Genomic DNA, 16,048 nt, shown 5'->3' with positions numbered 1-16,048 from the left:
TCGTCAACGCCGCCGTCAACGTCGTCTTCCCATGGTCCACGTGGCCTATCGTCCCCACGTTTACATGCGGCTTCTTACGCTCGTACTTTCCCTTGGACACGGTTAGGTCACCTCATCTCTTGTGTTCAGATGTCGCGGGATCCTGGAGCCCGACGCGTCACGACGCCTTCTTTACCACCTGCTCTGCGATATTCGCCGGCGCTTCGGCGTATTTGGAGAATTCCATGGTGTACGTCGCCCGCCCCTGGGTTGCGGAACGCAGGTCGGTGGAATAACCGAACATCTCGGCCAGGGGGACTTCGGCGCGGATGATCTTCCCCGCTGGCGTCTCTTCCACACCCTGCAGGATGCCACGCCGCCGATTAAGGTCACCCATCACATCACCCATGTACTCCTCCGGGGTCACCGCTTCGACCTTCATGATCGGCTCCAACAGTACCGGCGACGCCTTTCGCGCCCCTTCCTTGAAGGCCATGGAGCCAGCTATCTTGAACGCCATCTCCGAGGAATCCACCTCGTGGTAGGAACCGTCGAACAGGGTCGCCTTCACATCCACTACCGGATAGCCGGCCATTACACCGTTCTGTAACTGCTCCTGAATACCTTTATCCACGGCACCGATGTACTCCCGAGGAACGACGCCACCGACGATGCCATTGACGAACTCATAGCCCTCGCCGGGCGCCTTCGGTTCAATACGCAGCCATACATGACCATATTGGCCCCGCCCACCGGTCTGGCGCACGAATTTGCCTTCCTGCTCGACGCTCTTCCGGATCGTCTCGCGGTAAGCGACCTGCGGTTTACCGACGTTGGCCTCGACCTTGAACTCCCGGCGCATGCGGTCGACGAGGATTTCCAGGTGTAGCTCGCCCATCCCGGAAATAATTGTCTGCCCCGACTCCTCGTCGGTATGGACGCGGAACGACGGATCCTCCTGCGCCAGCTTCTGCAGCGCAATCCCCATTTTCTCCTGATCCACCTTCGTCTTCGGCTCCACCGCCTGGGAAATCACCGGCTCCGGAAATTCCATACGCTCCAGGACAATCACCTTGTTCATATCCGACAGGGTATCGCCCGTCGTCACGTCCTTGAGTCCGACGCACGCGGCGATATCACCAGCCCGCACTTCCTTCGTCTCTTCCCGGTGGTTGGCATGCATGTGGAGCAGGCGGCCGATGCGTTCCTTTTTGCCCTTCACCGGATTGAACACGGTATCTCCGGAATTGATCATCCCGGAATACACGCGGATGTAGGTCAGACTTCCGACAAACGGATCCGTGGCGATCTTGAACGCCAGGGCCGAGAACGGTTCGCCGTCAGTGGCGTGGCGCTCGGCCTCGGTGTTCGCGGCGTCATCAAGATGGCCCTTGATCGCCGGTACATCCGCCGGCGAAGGCAACAGCTCGATCACCGCGTCGAGCATCGCCTGCACACCCTTATTCTTGAACGCCGAACCGCACAGGACCGGCACGATCTCATTGGCCAGGGTACGCGCCCGCAGGCCGTTGCGGATCTCGTCGGTGTCCAGCTCGCCGCCCTCGAGGTACTTCTCCATCAGTTCCTCGTTGGCCTCAGCAGCAGCCTCCACCATCGTTTCGCGCCATGTCTTGCAAGCTTCGAGCATGTCGGCGGGGATATCCCGCGCCTCATAGCTCATACCAAGAGTCGCGTCATCCCAATAGATCGCACGCATTTCGATCAGATCTACAACACCCGCGAAGCCTTCCTCCGCCCCGATGGGCAGCTGCACCGGGATCGCATTGGCGCCCACCCGCTCGCGGATCTGTTTCACGACGCGCAGGAAGTTGGCTCCCATGCGATCCATTTTGTTCACAAACGCCAAGCGCGGCACGCGATACCGGTTCGCCTGCCGCCAGACGGTCTCGGATTGCGGCTCGACTCCGCCGACCGCGCAGAACACCGCCACCACGCCGTCCAGCACCCGCATGGACCGTTCTACTTCGATGGTGAAGTCTACGTGCCCGGGCGTATCGATGATGTTGATGCGGTGCTGAGGATACTGCTTATCCATGCCCTGCCAGTAGCAGGTGGTCGCTGCCGAGGTGATCGTGATGCCGCGCTCCTGCTCCTGTTCCATCCAGTCCATTACCGCCGCACCTTCATGCACTTCACCCATCTTATGGGAAATGCCGGTGTAGAACAGGATGCGCTCGGTCGTCGTGGTCTTCCCAGCATCGATATGGGCAGCGATGCCGATGTTGCGATAGCGCTCAATTGGGGTTTTGCGTGCCACGATACCGACCTCTTAATTACTTACCAGTTCCCGCGCCACCAGACGACCACATGCGACGGGATTCGCCGAACATCCACCGTGCACCGGCCGGATCGCCACCGCACGCTCGGGTATACCGCGCGCTATCGCTGCGGTAAAAGCATATCCAGGAACCCGATGCATGGAATCCGCACTCCCGCATCACCACCGGTAGTGCGAGAAGGCCTTGTTGGCCTCTGCCATACGGTGGGTATCTTCGCGCTTCTTCACCGCCGCGCCGCGGTTCTCCGCGGCCTCCATCAGCTCGTTGGCCAAGCGCGCCGCCATTGATTTCTCTCCGCGCTTGCGAGCAGCGTCTATGATCCAGCGCATCGCGAGCGAAGAACGGCGTACCGGCCGGACTTCCACCGGAACCTGATAAGTCGCGCCACCGACCCGTCGTGACTTGACTTCCACGATGGGACGCACATTGTCCAGCGCGTGGTCCAACACCTGGACTGGGTTCTCCTTACCCTTGCTGGTGATCTGCTCCAGGGCCCCGTACACGATGCGCTCCGCCGCGGCCTTCTTGCCGCTATCCATCACCATACTGATGAATTTTGTGAGCGTTTCGCTACGGAACTTCGGGTCCGGCAAGATGGACCGTTGCGGAACTATTCCTCTTCTCGGCATTGGCTCTTACTCATCCTGATGCTGTGCTGTAACGGTACCGACTCAGGTCTTCGGGCGCTTTACGCCGTACTTGGAACGACCCTGTTTGCGGTTGTTCACCCCCGCGGTGTCCAGGCTCCCGCGCACCACGTGGTAGCGCACACCCGGAAGGTCCTTTACGCGGCCACCGCGGATCAGCACGACAGAGTGCTCCTGCAGGTTGTGGCCTTCGCCTCCGATATACGTCGTAACCTCAAACCCGTTGGTCAGCCGGACGCGCGCAACCTTCCGCAGAGCCGAGTTGGGCTTTTTCGGGGTGGTCGTATAGACCCGCGTGCATACCCCGCGCTTCTGGGGCGAACCACCCAGCGCCGGGACCTTGCTCTTTTCCTGTTTGCGGGTGCGCGCGCTGCGCACCAACTGGTTGATCGTCGTCATGGATACCCATACTCCGCCTGATGAACCGTGCGCATCTCATGCGCGGGCGCGAAAAGCCGGGACGGAGCGCCACCGCTCCGCTCAAAATCGACGCGAATAGTGCAATCTATTCAACGAGATTCTGCGCAGAAGCGGGCCACCCTCCCGCCTTTGCGGTAGGCCCGAAAATCCGGATCGGCAGGATCCTTGTTGGCCCGACCCGAAAACAAACGACAGGCCGGATTTCTCCGGCCTGTCGGGAGACAGGCGATTCTAAGGAGGCCGCCCTACGGTGTCAAGCGTAACCACACCGAGCGGGGGCCACCCCCACGAGCCTTCGTCAAGATTCTGACGATACGTCCACTGCCTGATCCGCAGCCTCCGCCATGCCACCCAGGGAATCCGTTTCGAGAGGCCCCCCAGGAAGCCCCTCGCGGCCCCGTTCCCGGCGCCGCTCAGCGTGGTAGACCTGCCCGGTCCCGGCGGGAATAAGCCGCCCGACGATCACGTTCTCCTTCAGGCCCCGGAGCTCGTCGCGCAGGCCCCGTACCGCAGCCTCCGTGAGCACCCGGGTGGTTTCCTGGAAGGACGCGGCGGAGATGAAGGAATCGGTGGACAACGACGCCTTGGTGATCCCCAGGAGGACCGGATCGACCCTTGCCGCGGTCTTCCCTTGCGCCTCGAGCCGGCGGTTCTCCTCCACCACCCGGGCCCGTTCCGCCTGCTCCCCCTTCAGGAAGCGGCTCTCCCCTGGCTCCACCACCTCGACCTTGCGCAGCATTTGACGAATGATGATCTCGATGTGCTTGTCGTTGATCCGAACGCCCTGGAGACGGTAGACGTCCTGGATCTCCTTGACCAGATAGGATGCCAGGGCCCGGACTCCCAACAAGCGCAGGATATCGTGGGGGTTTGGATCCCCGTCGGCGATAGGCTCGCCCCGCTCCACGTGCTCACCCTCGAAGACGGTAATATGGCGCCACTTCGGAATCAGTTCCTCGTGTTGATTCGCCGCATCGTCCGTGATGATCAGGCGCTGACGTCCCTTGGTGTCCTTGCCGAAGCTGACCGTTCCCGAGATCTCCGCCAGAATAGCCGGTTCCTTAGGTTTGCGGGCCTCGAAAAGATCCGCCACCCGGGGCAGGCCACCCGTAATGTCGCGGGTCTTGCTGGACTCCTGCGGGATACGGGCGATCACATCGCCCACTCCCACCCATGCGCCGTCGTCGACACTGGCGATAGCACCATGGGGCAAATAATACTGGGCCGACTTGTCAGTCCCCGGGATGCAGACATCGTTGCCTGCTTCATCCAGCAGCCGGATCATGGGCCGCAGGTCCTTGCCTACGGTACCGCGCTGCTTCGGGTCCATCACCACCATTGAGCTCAGGCCGGTCATCTCGTCCGCCTGGCGTTGAACGGTAACGCCTTCGATGAAGTCCGAGTAGCGCAGACGCCCTGCAACTTCGGTTACGACCGGGTGCGTATGGGGATCCCAATTGGCCACCACTTGGCCTTGCTCCACAGCGTCGCTATCCTCCACGGTCAGCACCGCGCCGTAGGGAACCTTGTAACGTTCCCGCTCACGGCCCATGTCGTCCATGACCGCCAGCTCGCCGGACCGGGACACCGCTACGTGGTTACCCGTCTTCTTGTGTTTCACGAGCTTGATGTTGCGCAGCTTGATGGTGCCTTTGGACTTAATCTCCACACTGTTGATGGCAACGGCCCGGGATGCGGCTCCGCCGATGTGGAACGTACGCATAGTGAGCTGGGTGCCCGGCTCGCCGATGCTCTGGGCGGCGATCACACCCACGGCCTCCCCCATATTTACCCGGTGGCCCCGCGCCAAGTCGCGACCGTAACAGGCGGCGCACACCCCGTACCGGGTCTCACAGGAAATCGGGGAGCGCACCACCACATGGTCGACACCCATCTGCTCGAGACGAGCGACCCAGCGTTCATCCAGAAGCGTTCCCGTCGGGACCGCCACCTCATCCGTCCCCGGCTTGAGCACATCCTGTACGACGGTACGACCCAACACGCGGTCGCGTAGCGGCTCCACCACGTCGCCGCCTTCGACCAAAGGTGTCATCGCCAGCCCCTCGGACGTACCGCAGTCAAATTCCGTGACCACCAGATCTTGGGCCACATCCACCAAGCGCCGGGTCAGGTAACCAGAGTTGGCGGTCTTGAGTGCGGTGTCCGCCAAGCCTTTGCGCGCACCGTGCGTAGAAATAAAGTATTGCAGGACGTCAAGTCCCTCGCGGAAATTCGCGGTGATCGGCGTCTCGATGATCGACCCGTCCGGCTTGGCCATCAGGCCCCGCATTCCCGCCAACTGGCGAATCTGCTGCGCGCTGCCACGAGCACCGGAATCGGCCATCATGAAGATGGGGTTGAACGACCTCTGCTTCACGACAGCGCCATGGGCATCCTTCACTTCGTAGCTTCCCAGCTTCTCCATCATCGCTTTGGCAACTACGTCATTGGTGTGCGACCAGATATCGACCACCTTGTTGTATCGCTCACCATTCGTCACCAAACCGGAGGCATACTGGCCTTCGATGTCCTTCACCTGGGCTTCGGCGGCTGCCAAAATCGCCGGCTTCTGATCCGGAACCACCATATCCTCCACACCGAAGGACGCTCCGGACCGGGTGGCGTAATAGAAGCCCGTATACATGAGCCGATCCGCGAACACCACCGTGTCCTTCAGTCCGACGTCGCGGTAAGCGGAATTAATGAGCCTGGAAATCGCCTTCTTGTTCATGTCCTGGTTGACCAGGTCGAAGGACATCCCCTCGGGGAGAATCTCCGACATCAGGGCGCGTCCAACGGTGGTTTCCACGAGCCGGCGCACGGTACGCCGCTCGCCATGTTCGTCGGGCACCACTTCCCGTATGCGGACTTTGACCTTCGCGTGCAGGGCCGCCACGCGATTCTCATAGGCCCGGTGGACCTCGGCAACATCGGCGAATATCATGCCCTCGCCCGGCGCATTAACCGCCTCTCGTGTCATGTAGTACAGGCCTAGGACGACGTCTTGCGACGGCACGATGATTGGCTCGCCGTTGGCCGGGGACAGAATGTTATTGGTCGACATCATCAGCACCCGCGCCTCGATCTGTGCCTCCAGCGAGAGCGGGACATGGACGGCCATCTGATCGCCATCGAAGTCGGCGTTGAAGGCGGCGCAGACCAGCGGATGGAGCTGAATGGCCTTGCCTTCAATCAACACCGGCTCGAAGGCTTGAATCCCGAGGCGATGCAGGGTGGGCGCGCGGTTGAGCATGACCGGATGCTCCCGGATCACCTCTTCGAGGATATCCCACACCTCGGCCACTTCGCGCTCGACCATCTTCTTGGCAGCCTTGATGGTGGTAGCAAGACCGCGGCGCTGCAGCTTCCCGAAGATAAAGGGCTTGAACAACTCCAGGGCCATCTTTTTCGGAAGTCCGCACTGATGCAGGCGCAGCGTAGGTCCAACTACGATCACGGACCGCCCGGAGTAGTCCACGCGCTTGCCCAGGAGATTCTGCCGGAAGCGGCCCTGCTTACCCTTGATCATGTCCGCCAGGGACTTAAGCGGGCGCTTGTTGGTGCCGGTAATGGCACGTCCGCGCCGGCCGTTGTCCAGTAGCGCATCCACGGACTCCTGCAGCATGCGCTTCTCGTTACGCACGATGATATCGGGTGCGTTCAGCTCCAACAGACGCTTGAGTCGGTTGTTGCGGTTGATGACCCTCCGGTACAAGTCATTCAGGTCCGACGTCGCGAAGCGGCCCCCATCCAGCGGAACCAATGGGCGCAGGTCCGGCGGCAGTACCGGAAGAACGACCAGGATCATCCACTCCGGTCGGTTCCGGGACTCCACGAACGATTCGATCAGCTTGAGGCGTTTGGAATAGCGCTTGAGCTTGGCATCGGAAGCGGTGCTGGCGATCTCCTCATGCAACCGGGTCGCTTCGGACTTCAGATCCAACGACTTCAGCAGCTCATAGACCGCTTCGGCACCCATGCGCGCGTCGAATTCATCGCCGTTCTCTTCGATCGCCTCCAGATACTGCTCGTCGGTGAGCAGCTGGCCACGCTCGAGTTGAGTCATACCGGGATCCACCACCACGAACGCCTCAAAATACAGGACACGCTCGATGTCACGCAGGGTCATATCCAGAAGCAGGCCGATACGCGACGGCAGCGACTTCAGGAACCAGATGTGTGCCACCGGGCTCGCCAACTCGATGTGCCCCATGCGGTCACGGCGCACCTTGGCGACCGTAACCTCGACGCCGCATTTCTCGCAAATCACCCCGCGGTGTTTGAGGCGCTTGTATTTCCCGCACAGACACTCGTAATCCTTGATCGGCCCGAAGATCTTCGCGCAGAACAAGCCATCACGCTCGGGTTTGAACGTCCGATAATTGATGGTCTCCGGCTTTTTCACCTCGCCGTAGGACCAGGAACGAATCATGTCGGGCGACGCCAAACCAATGCGGATGACATCGAAGTCCTCCACCTGACCCTGCTGCTTCAATAGATTGAGTAGATCTTTCATCGCGTCACCTGTTCCGAAGGTTCGGGGATCACGGGAGGCGTGTCAGTGCTCCCGCGCGGCGCCTCAACAGCCTTTCGGGTCAGTTCTCCTGTTCCAACTCGATATTGATCGCGAGCGAGCGGATTTCCTTGACCAGAACATTGAAGGACTCCGGCATGCCCGCTTCCATGTGATAGTCGCCGTCCACGATATTCTTGTACATCTTAGTGCGACCGTTGACATCGTCGGACTTGACCGTAAGCATCTCCTGCAAGGTATAGGCGGCCCCATAGGCCTCCAGGGCCCAGACCTCCATCTCGCCGAAACGCTGGCCGCCAAATTGCGCCTTACCACCTAGAGGCTGCTGCGTGACCAAGCTGTACGGTCCCGTCGAACGGGCATGCATCTTGTCATCCACGAGGTGATTGAGCTTGATCATGTACATGTAACCGACAGTAATCGGCTTGTCGAAAGCCTCGCCGGTGCGCCCGTCGATCAGTGTCGCTTGGCCCGACTCGGGAAGTCCCGCGATACGCAACATGGACTTGATCTCATCCTCCGCCGCCCCGTCGAACACCGGTGTCGCCATGGGCACGCCAGCGCGGAGATTCTGCGCCAAGTGTGTGATCTCCTCGTCACTAAGCGACTTCAAGTCCACCATGCGACCACTGGTGTTGTAGATCTGGTCGAGGAACTTGCGTACCTCCGCCGCTTTGGCCTGAGCGTCGAGCATGTCGCCGATCCGCCGGCCGAGCCCCTTCGCGGCCCAACCCAGGTGGGTCTCCAGCACCTGTCCCACGTTCATCCGCGACGGCACCCCCAGCGGGTTCAGCACGATATCCACAGGCGTACCGTCTTCCAGATAGGGCATGTCCTCCACCGGCACGATCCGCGAGATCACGCCCTTGTTCCCGTGGCGGCCTGCCATCTTGTCACCGGGCTGGGTGCGACGCTTGACCGCCAAGTAGACCTTGACCATCTTCAACACACCGGGGGCCAGATCATCGCCCGCGGTGATCTTGGCCTTCTTCTCCTCAAACCTACGGTCGAAATCCTTGCGCAGCGCCTTGATCTGTTGCGCTACTGCCTCGAGCTGACGGTTCGCGTCCTCGTTACGCAGCCGGATTTCAAACCATTTCTCGCGCGAAACCTCGGTCAGATAGGTCTTTGCGATCTTGGCGCCCGCCTTGAGCCCCTTGGGACCTCCTTCCGCAGTCTTGCCCACCAGCAGGCGCTCCACCCGCTGGAAGGTGTCGTCTTCCACGATGCGCAGCTGATCGTTCAGGTCCTTCTTGATGCTGGCGAGCTCCATCTCCTCGATCTCGAGGGCGCGCTGGTCCTTGTCAACCCCATCGCGCGTGAACACCTGCACGTCGATCACCGTACCATCCATACCCGAGGGCACCCGCAACGAGGTGTCCTTAACATCGGACGCCTTTTCGCCGAAAATCGCCCGCAACAGCTTCTCCTCCGGGGTGAGTTGGGTTTCGCCCTTGGGCGTGACCTTCCCCACGAGTATGTCGCCGGTCTTCACCTCGGCACCGATATACACGATGCCCGATTCATCCAACTTCGACAGGGCGTATTCGCCCACGTTTGGAATGTCCGAGGTGATCTCTTCCGGACCCAGCTTGGTATCGCGGGCGACGCAGGTCAGTTCCTCGATGTGGATGGTAGTGAACCGGTCCTCCTGGACCACACGCTCGGAGATAAGGATGGAATCCTCGAAGTTGTATCCGTGCCAGGGCATGAACGCGACCAACAGGTTCTGACCCAGGGCCAATTCCCCCATGTCAGTGGACGACCCGTCCGCCAACACGTCCCCCCTAGCGATTACATCGCCGGGATGGATCAGGGGCCGCTGGTTAATCGAGGTGTTCTGGTTCGACCGCGTATATTTGATCAGGTTGTAGATATCCACCCCAGGCTCGCCAGGAACGGTCTCATCATCGTTCACCCGCACCACGACGCGCCCTGCGTCCACTGAATCGACCACGCCACCACGCTCGGCAACCACTGCGGTTCCCGAGTCGATCGCCACCGTACGCTCCATTCCGGTACCTACCAGCGGCTTCTCGGCACGCAGCGTCGGAACCGCTTGGCGCTGCATGTTGGAACCCATCAACGCCCGGTTGGCGTCATCGTGCTCCAGGAACGGGATCAGGCTCGCCGCCACGGATACGATCTGCATTGGAGAAACATCCATGTATTCCACTTTATCCGGCGTCGACATGGTGAATTCATTGGCATGCCGAGAGGAGACCAAGTCATCCACCAGATTGCCTTTATCGTCCAGGGTGGCATTAGCCTGGGCAATTACGTACTGGCCCTCTTCGATGGCCGAAAGATACTCCACTTGGTCGGTCACTTTCCCATCGGCCACTTTTCGATAGGGGGTCTCCAGAAACCCGTAGGAATTGGTGCGCGCGTAGCAGGACAAAGAATTGATCAGCCCAATGTTCGGGCCTTCCGGGGTCTCGATCGGGCACACGCGCCCGTAGTGGGTCGGGTGTACGTCACGCACCTCGAAACCGGCGCGCTCCCGGGTCAGACCGCCCGGGCCGAGGGCCGACACGCGGCGCTTGTGTGTCACCTCGGAGAGCGGGTTGTTCTGATCCATAAACTGGGACAGCTGGCTTGATCCGAAAAATTCCTTGATCGCGGCGGCCACCGGCTTGGCGTTGATGAGCTCCTGGGGCGTGAGACCTTCGGATTCCGCGAGACTCAAGCGCTCGCGTACTGCACGCTCGACGCGGACCAAGCCGATTCGGAACACGTTTTCCGCCATCTCGCCAACACTACGGATGCGCCGATTACCCAAGTGATCGATATCATCGACGTAACCGTTTCCGTTGCGGATATCGATCAGCACCCGCAGGACATCGGTGATGTCCTCCTTGGACAGTACGCCGGGGCCAACGATCTCCTTGCGCCCGACCCGGCGGTTGAACTTCATGCGCCCGACCGACGATAGATCGTAGCGGTCGGAACTGAAAAATAAATTATTGAACAGGTTCTGCGCCGCTTCCTTGGTGGGTGGCTCGCCCGGACGCATCATGCGATAGATCTCAACCAGGGCTTCCAGTTCGCTGGTGGTAGGATCGATGCGCAGCGTGCTGGACATGTATGGACCGCAATCGAAATCGTTCGTGTATAAAGTGCGGATCTCTTTGATGCCAGCCTGCTGGATTTTTTCCACCGCCTCAGGGGTCAATTCATCGTTGGCGACCACAATCAACTCGCCGGTCCCAGTGTCAACCACGTCGTGGGCAATGGTCTTGCCGACCAGGTAATCCGGTGTCACCGCGAGGGTCTTGATTCCGGCCTTCTCCAACTCCCTGATGTGGCGCGCAGTCACGCGCCGGCCGGCCTCGACGAGGACCTTACCCTTGATCTTGATGTCGAAACTGGCAGTCTCGCCACGCAGGCGCTCAGGCAGCAGTTCCAACTGGATCCCGTCTTTGGAGAACTGAAACTGGTTGGTAGCGAAGAATGTTCCCAAAATATCTTCCGTGGAAAACGACAGCGCCCGCAACAGAATCGTCGCAGGCAGCTTGCGCCGACGGTCGATGCGGACGAATACGCAATCCTTGGGATCGAACTCGAAATCGAGCCAGGACCCGCGATACGGAATAACCCGCGCGGAGAACAACAGCTTCCCGGAAGAGTGGGTCTTACCCTTGTCGTGCTCGAAGAAGACACCGGGCGAGCGATGCAACTGGGACACCACCACTCGTTCTGTGCCGTTGATGATGAACGTCCCATTACGCGTCATCAGCGGCAGTTCGCCCATATAGACTTCCTGCTCCTTAATGTCCTTGACGGACTGGGAGCCGGCCTGGGCATCCTTATCATAGATCACCAGACGCAGGGTGACCCGCAAAGGCGCGGCATACGTCATGCCGCGCAGTTGGCACTCCTTCACGTCGAAAACCGGCTCGCCCAGCCGATAGTCCACATACTCGAGCACTGCGTTCCCCGAATAACTGGAGATGGGAAACACCGACTGGAGCGCGGCGTGCAGTCCCGTGGCATCCCGCTGGGTCGCGGGCCGGCCATCCTGAAGAAATTGGCGATAGGAGTCCAGCTGCGTGGCCAGCAGGTAGGGCACCTCCAGGATACGGGGTCGTTTACCGAAATCCTTCCGAATGCGCTTTTTCTCGGTAAAGCTGTAGGCCATCGCAGTTCCTCTCAGTCAAATACTGTCCGCGTTGCGGGGCAACGCCCCGGACGACCCGGCACCGGCGACGGCGCCGTGACACCCGAACGTCCAGCCCAGAAGCGGGACGTTGCACGGACAAGCGGGCGAGGCCGGCAACCAGGGGTCACCAACCTCGCCCATCCCAGTTCATCGCCGACCGGCGAATCCATTCAGGCCGCAAGATCGCGCATCACTACGCGTCCTACTTGATGTCGACGCTGGCACCGGCCTCTTCGAGCTGCTTCTTTATGCCCGCAGCATCGTCCTTGGAGACGGCCTCTTTGATCGTCGACGGGACACCCTCCACCAAGTCCTTGGCCTCTTTCAGGCCCAAGCCAGTCAGGGCACGGACCACCTTAATGACACCAACCTTGTTGGCCCCGTAGCTGCTCATCACTACGTCAAATTCCGTCTGCTCCTCGGCAGCAGCCTCACCACCGGCCGCGGCGGAAGGCGCAGCGGCCACAGCTGCAGCCGCGGAAACACCGAACTTCTCTTCCATCGCGGAAATCAGATCGACAATATCCATCACCGTCATACCGGAGATGGTGTCGAGAATCTCTTCTTTGGATACGGACATGATCAAATCTCCTGAATCGTCTGGTTGTCTGTTGCTCCGCGGATCCGCACCCCTGGGGTCCGATCCGCGGGTCTATGCCTTTTACTACGCAGCCTGTTTTTGATCGCGGATCGCGGCCAACGTACGGACCAGCTTGCCCGGTACCTCGTTGAGGGTGCGCGCAAACTTATCCAACGGCGCCCGCATCACCGCCATCAACAGGCTGAGCGCCTGGTCGCGGGTGGGCAGAGTCGCGATCCGTTGCAGGTCCGTGGCCGGCAGGAGTTGGCCGCTGATCGACACCAGCTTGGGCACAAGCTTGTCATGGGTCTTCGCGAAGTTGCTCACCAGCCGCGCGGCGGCGCCCGGGTCTTCCTGGGAGAACGCCAATACCAGCGGTCCTTGCAACCCCTTGCCCATGCACTCGAACGCGGTTCCCTGCAACGCCCGGCGCGCGAGGGTGTTCTTCACGACCCGAAGGTAGACCCCGCCCGACCGTGCGCTACGGCGCAGTTCAGTCATCTCCTCCACGGTCAGCCCCCGGTACTCGGCGGCTACCGCCGAGTGGGCGCCAGCGGCCACCGCGTTGACCTCCGCGACGATCGCCTGTTTGTCTTCCATTGCAAGTGGCACGTCTCTCACCTCGTCGCTCCGCGGGGTGGCAAAACCACCCCAGCGGGTTGATGGACTCAAGGCATCCTCACGGACGCCCGCCCTTGCGGTGAACGACGCCAGAAAACCTGACGTTGGGTTCACCGTCTGCGCAGGCCGGGCCCATGCCCATTAAGCCTGGTCCAGTCCACCGGCGCACCGGAGTACACGGACTCAGCACCTGCGGTCTTTGACGGCCATCCTGTACCAACACGGCACAAGGCAACCCCAAAGTCTGTTGGGTCCCCGGTAGGCCCGCGGGCCATCGTCCGGGAACCCGGGCCGGGGGAGCGCCGTACCGGCGGACTCCCGGCCCAGCCCGCTGCTAGGTCGCAACCGTCGCCAGCGAGCTCTGATCCACTGGTATACCCGTGCCCATAGTAGTGGACACGGTGATCTTGCGCAGATATATCCCCCGGGCCGTCGCCGGCTTGGCCTTCTGCAGGTCCGCCAGCAGCGCCTGCAAATTTTCCTTCAGGGCCGATATTTCGAAGTCCACCTTCCCGATGCTGCAGTGCACGATGCCTGCCTTGTCGGTCCGATAGCGCACCTGCCCGGCCTTGGCATTGCGTACCGCGCCCGCCACATCCGGGGTCACCGTGCCGACCTTGGGGTTGGGCATCAGGCCACGGGGTCCGAGAACCGGGCCGAGCTGACCCACCACGCGCATGGCGTCCGGCGAGGCGATGACCACGTCGAAGTCCATCTGGCCACCCTTGATACGTTCCGCCAAGTCTTCAAACCCCACCAATTCCGCCCCGGCCGCCCGGGCCGCATCGGCGTTGGCGCCCTGAGCAAAGACTGCAACGCGCACCGACTTGCCGGTGCCGTTGGGCAGCACGGTGGAACCACGCACAACCTGATCGGATTTGCGCGGATCGACCCCCAGGTTCACAGCGACGTCCACCGCCTCCTTGAATTTGGCGCCCGGCAACTCCTTCAGGAGCTGAAGCGCGTCGTCTACCGGATAGAGTTTGCCCGCGACGACCTTCTCCCGGGCCACCCGCATGCGCTTGGAAAGATTGGACATGACTACACTCCCTCGACTTCGATGCCCATGCTGCGGGCACTACCGGCAATGGTACGCACACCGGCATCGATGTCCGCCGCGGTGAGATCCGAGCCCTTGGCCTTCACGATCTCTTCAAGTTGCGCGCGCGTAACCTTCCCCACCTTGTTGCTGTTGGGGGTGGCGCTGCCCTTCGGCAGGCCCAGCGCCTTTTTCAGCAGCACCGACGCCGGCGGCGTCTTGGTGATAAACGTAAAGCTGCGGTCACTGTAAACGGTGATAACGACCGGCGTCGGAAGGCCTGGTTCCATGTCCTGGGTCTGGGCGTTGAAGGCCTTGCAGAACTCCATGATGTTGACGCCGTGCTGTCCCAATGCCGGACCGACCGGCGGACTGGGATTTGCCTTCCCCGCCGCGACTTGCAGCTTGATGTAGGCCTGGATCTTCTTCGCCATGCTATGCTCCTGTGGGTGCTAGCGCCTCGCGGCTCCCCGGTAATTCGGTCTCCGGACGCCGCAGTGCGGTGCGTCCGCCTACTCTCAATGCCTGGACCACCTCGAACCACGTCGGGGTGGAGCTACGCCTTCTCGACCTGGCTGAATTCCAGCTCCACCGGCGTCGGGCGGCCAAAGATCAGCACCGCAACCCGCAAGCGGCTCTTCTCGTAGTTGACCTCTTCCACCACGCCGTTGAAATCGTTGAACGGGCCATCGGTGACCCGCACCACTTCACCCGGCTCAAACAGGACTTTGGGACGTGGCTTCTCGACCCCATCCTGTACCCGCTGCAGGATGGTATCCGCCTCCCGGTCGCTGATCGGCGCCGGGCGGTCAGAGGTCCCGCCCACGAAGCCCATGACCCGGGGCACTTCCTTGACCAAGTGCCAAGTCTCGTCATCCAGATCCATCTGAACAAGCACATAACCCGGGAAGAATTTACGCTCGCTCCGGCGCTTCTGGCCGTCACGCATCTCCACCACTTCCTCGGTGGGCACCAAAATCTGGCCGAATCGGTCCTCCAGACCGCTGCGCGCAATCCGGTCATGGAGCGAGCGCCGCACCTGGTTCTCGTAACCCGAGTAGGTATGCACTACATACCACCGCAATGGCATTCGATCAGCTCCCTTGGCCCGTAAGCAGACGCACCAACCGCAGCAGCCCAAGGTCCAGCACCCAGAGAAGCACGCCGACGAGCAGCACCAAACCAAGAACAACGAGGGTAGTCTGCACGGTCTCTTGACGGGTAGGCCAGACGACCTTGCGCACCTCGCCGCGTGCTTCGCTGACGAAGCCCCAGATACTGTGCCCAAAGGCAGTCTGGGACCCGATGGCAACGGCAATCCCGACGGCTGCCAGCAGGCCCGGCACCCGGAACAGCAGCGGCTGGGCCGCGAAGTAATAGAAGCCGATCACCGCCGAAATCAGGATCAGCACCGCGATTGCGAGCTTTACCGTGTCTAGCGGTGAGGACCGCATTTCCTGTTTTTGAGCCATGGCGTAACGGGTCACGTTGGGTACCGGCGTAAGGACGACAGTAGGCAAGCGCGCCCTTTCATTTCCTTCCGATTGGCAGGCCAGGAGGGACTCGAACCCCCAACCTGCGGTTTTGGAGACCGCTGCTCTGCCAATTGAGCTACTGGCCTAATGAATCGGGCATCAGAATCATGGGCACCGTGCACGGATCGGGTGGTTCACTCGATCACCTTGGCCACGACCCCGGCGCCCACCGTGCGGCCGCCCTCGCGGATCGCAAACCGCACCCCTTCCTCCATCGCAATCGGCCCGATC

The 16,048-nt window shown here is 61.2% G+C and carries 13 protein-coding genes and 1 tRNA gene; all 14 read right to left on the bottom strand.

Translation table 11 applies throughout. The annotated features are described in order from the left end of the window. Positions 1 to 100, bottom strand: a 100-nt coding sequence (locus tag B7Z66_14055; protein ID OYV75151.1) for an elongation factor Tu, incomplete at its 3' end; no start/stop codon positions are given. A gap of 57 nt (positions 101 to 157) precedes the next feature. Beyond that, positions 158 to 2,257: an elongation factor G gene (locus B7Z66_14050; GenBank protein OYV75148.1), complete on the bottom strand. Its 2,100-nt coding sequence runs from the start codon at positions 2,255 to 2,257 to the stop codon at positions 158 to 160. 180 nt (positions 2,258 to 2,437) lie between these two features. Then, the gene (locus B7Z66_14045; GenBank protein ID OYV75147.1) at positions 2,438 to 2,908 is read right to left on the bottom strand and encodes a 30S ribosomal protein S7; all 471 of its coding nucleotides are present in this window, start codon (positions 2,906 to 2,908) and stop codon (positions 2,438 to 2,440) included. Between the two features lie 42 nt (positions 2,909 to 2,950). Then, the gene (locus B7Z66_14040; GenBank protein ID OYV75146.1) at positions 2,951 to 3,325 is read right to left on the bottom strand and encodes a 30S ribosomal protein S12; all 375 of its coding nucleotides are present in this window, start codon (positions 3,323 to 3,325) and stop codon (positions 2,951 to 2,953) included. A 319-nt stretch (positions 3,326 to 3,644) separates the two neighbouring features. Next, positions 3,645 to 7,862: a DNA-directed RNA polymerase subunit beta' gene (locus tag B7Z66_14035; protein ID OYV75145.1), complete on the bottom strand. Its 4,218-nt coding sequence runs from the start codon at positions 7,860 to 7,862 to the stop codon at positions 3,645 to 3,647. A gap of 79 nt (positions 7,863 to 7,941) precedes the next feature. Continuing rightward, the gene (locus B7Z66_14030) at positions 7,942 to 12,021 is read right to left on the bottom strand and encodes a DNA-directed RNA polymerase subunit beta (GenBank protein ID OYV75144.1); all 4,080 of its coding nucleotides are present in this window, start codon (positions 12,019 to 12,021) and stop codon (positions 7,942 to 7,944) included. Positions 12,022 to 12,244: 223 nt separating this feature from the next. After that, complete coding sequence (locus tag B7Z66_14025) at positions 12,245 to 12,622, bottom strand: 50S ribosomal protein L7/L12 (protein ID OYV75143.1); 378 nt, start codon at positions 12,620 to 12,622, stop codon at positions 12,245 to 12,247. 84 nt (positions 12,623 to 12,706) lie between these two features. After that, a complete protein-coding gene (locus B7Z66_14020; GenBank protein OYV75142.1) occupies positions 12,707 to 13,234 on the bottom strand; it encodes a 50S ribosomal protein L10 in 528 nt (175 codons plus the stop codon). A gap of 343 nt (positions 13,235 to 13,577) precedes the next feature. Then, positions 13,578 to 14,282 carry a 50S ribosomal protein L1 gene (locus B7Z66_14015; protein OYV75141.1) on the bottom strand — a complete coding sequence of 235 codons (705 nt, stop codon included), beginning with the start codon at positions 14,280 to 14,282 and terminating at the stop codon, positions 13,578 to 13,580. Between the two features lie 2 nt (positions 14,283 to 14,284). Then, entirely contained in the window at positions 14,285 to 14,716 is a 432-nt protein-coding gene (locus B7Z66_14010; GenBank protein ID OYV75140.1) for a 50S ribosomal protein L11, read from the bottom strand. A gap of 122 nt (positions 14,717 to 14,838) precedes the next feature. Beyond that, on the bottom strand, positions 14,839 to 15,372 hold the full coding sequence (locus B7Z66_14005; GenBank protein ID OYV75139.1) for a transcription termination/antitermination protein NusG: 534 nt from the start codon (positions 15,370 to 15,372) through the stop codon (positions 14,839 to 14,841). 4 nt (positions 15,373 to 15,376) lie between these two features. Continuing rightward, positions 15,377 to 15,754, bottom strand: coding sequence for a preprotein translocase subunit SecE (locus B7Z66_14000; GenBank protein OYV75150.1), 378 nt, complete (start codon positions 15,752 to 15,754; stop codon positions 15,377 to 15,379). A 73-nt stretch (positions 15,755 to 15,827) separates the two neighbouring features. After that, positions 15,828 to 15,903, bottom strand: a tRNA-Trp gene (locus B7Z66_13995). Positions 15,904 to 15,951: 48 nt separating this feature from the next. Then, positions 15,952 to 16,032, bottom strand: coding sequence for a hypothetical protein (locus B7Z66_13990; GenBank protein ID OYV75149.1), 81 nt, complete (start codon positions 16,030 to 16,032; stop codon positions 15,952 to 15,954). Positions 16,033 to 16,048: the final 16 nt, after the last annotated feature.

This window comes from Chromatiales bacterium 21-64-14 (assembly GCA_002255365.1).
Lineage (GTDB): Bacteria > Pseudomonadota > Gammaproteobacteria > 21-64-14 > 21-64-14 > 21-64-14.
The sequence above is the reverse complement of the archived record's forward strand: the minus strand, read 5'-3'. Positions and strand labels throughout refer to the sequence as shown.

What these genes read in the sequence shown, in the direction of transcription:
- B7Z66_14045 (OYV75147.1), bottom strand. Translation starts at nt 2,908, where the DNA reads ATGCCGAGAAGAGGAATAGTTCCGCAACGGTCCATCTTGCCGGACCCG.
- B7Z66_14040 (OYV75146.1), bottom strand. Translation starts at nt 3,325, where the DNA reads ATGACGACGATCAACCAGTTGGTGCGCAGCGCGCGCACCCGCAAACAG.
- B7Z66_14035 (OYV75145.1), bottom strand. Translation starts at nt 7,862, where the DNA reads ATGAAAGATCTACTCAATCTATTGAAGCAGCAGGGTCAGGTGGAGGAC.
- B7Z66_14030 (OYV75144.1), bottom strand. Translation starts at nt 12,021, where the DNA reads ATGGCCTACAGCTTTACCGAGAAAAAGCGCATTCGGAAGGATTTCGGT.
- B7Z66_14025 (OYV75143.1), bottom strand. Translation starts at nt 12,622, where the DNA reads ATGTCCGTATCCAAAGAAGAGATTCTCGACACCATCTCCGGTATGACG.
- B7Z66_14015 (OYV75141.1), bottom strand. Translation starts at nt 14,282, where the DNA reads ATGTCCAATCTTTCCAAGCGCATGCGGGTGGCCCGGGAGAAGGTCGTC.
- B7Z66_14010 (OYV75140.1), bottom strand. Translation starts at nt 14,716, where the DNA reads ATGGCGAAGAAGATCCAGGCCTACATCAAGCTGCAAGTCGCGGCGGGG.
- B7Z66_14005 (OYV75139.1), bottom strand. Translation starts at nt 15,372, where the DNA reads ATGCCATTGCGGTGGTATGTAGTGCATACCTACTCGGGTTACGAGAAC.
- B7Z66_14000 (OYV75150.1), bottom strand. Translation starts at nt 15,754, where the DNA reads ATGGCTCAAAAACAGGAAATGCGGTCCTCACCGCTAGACACGGTAAAG.
- B7Z66_13990 (OYV75149.1), bottom strand. Translation starts at nt 16,032, where the DNA reads ATGGAGGAAGGGGTGCGGTTTGCGATCCGCGAGGGCGGCCGCACGGTG.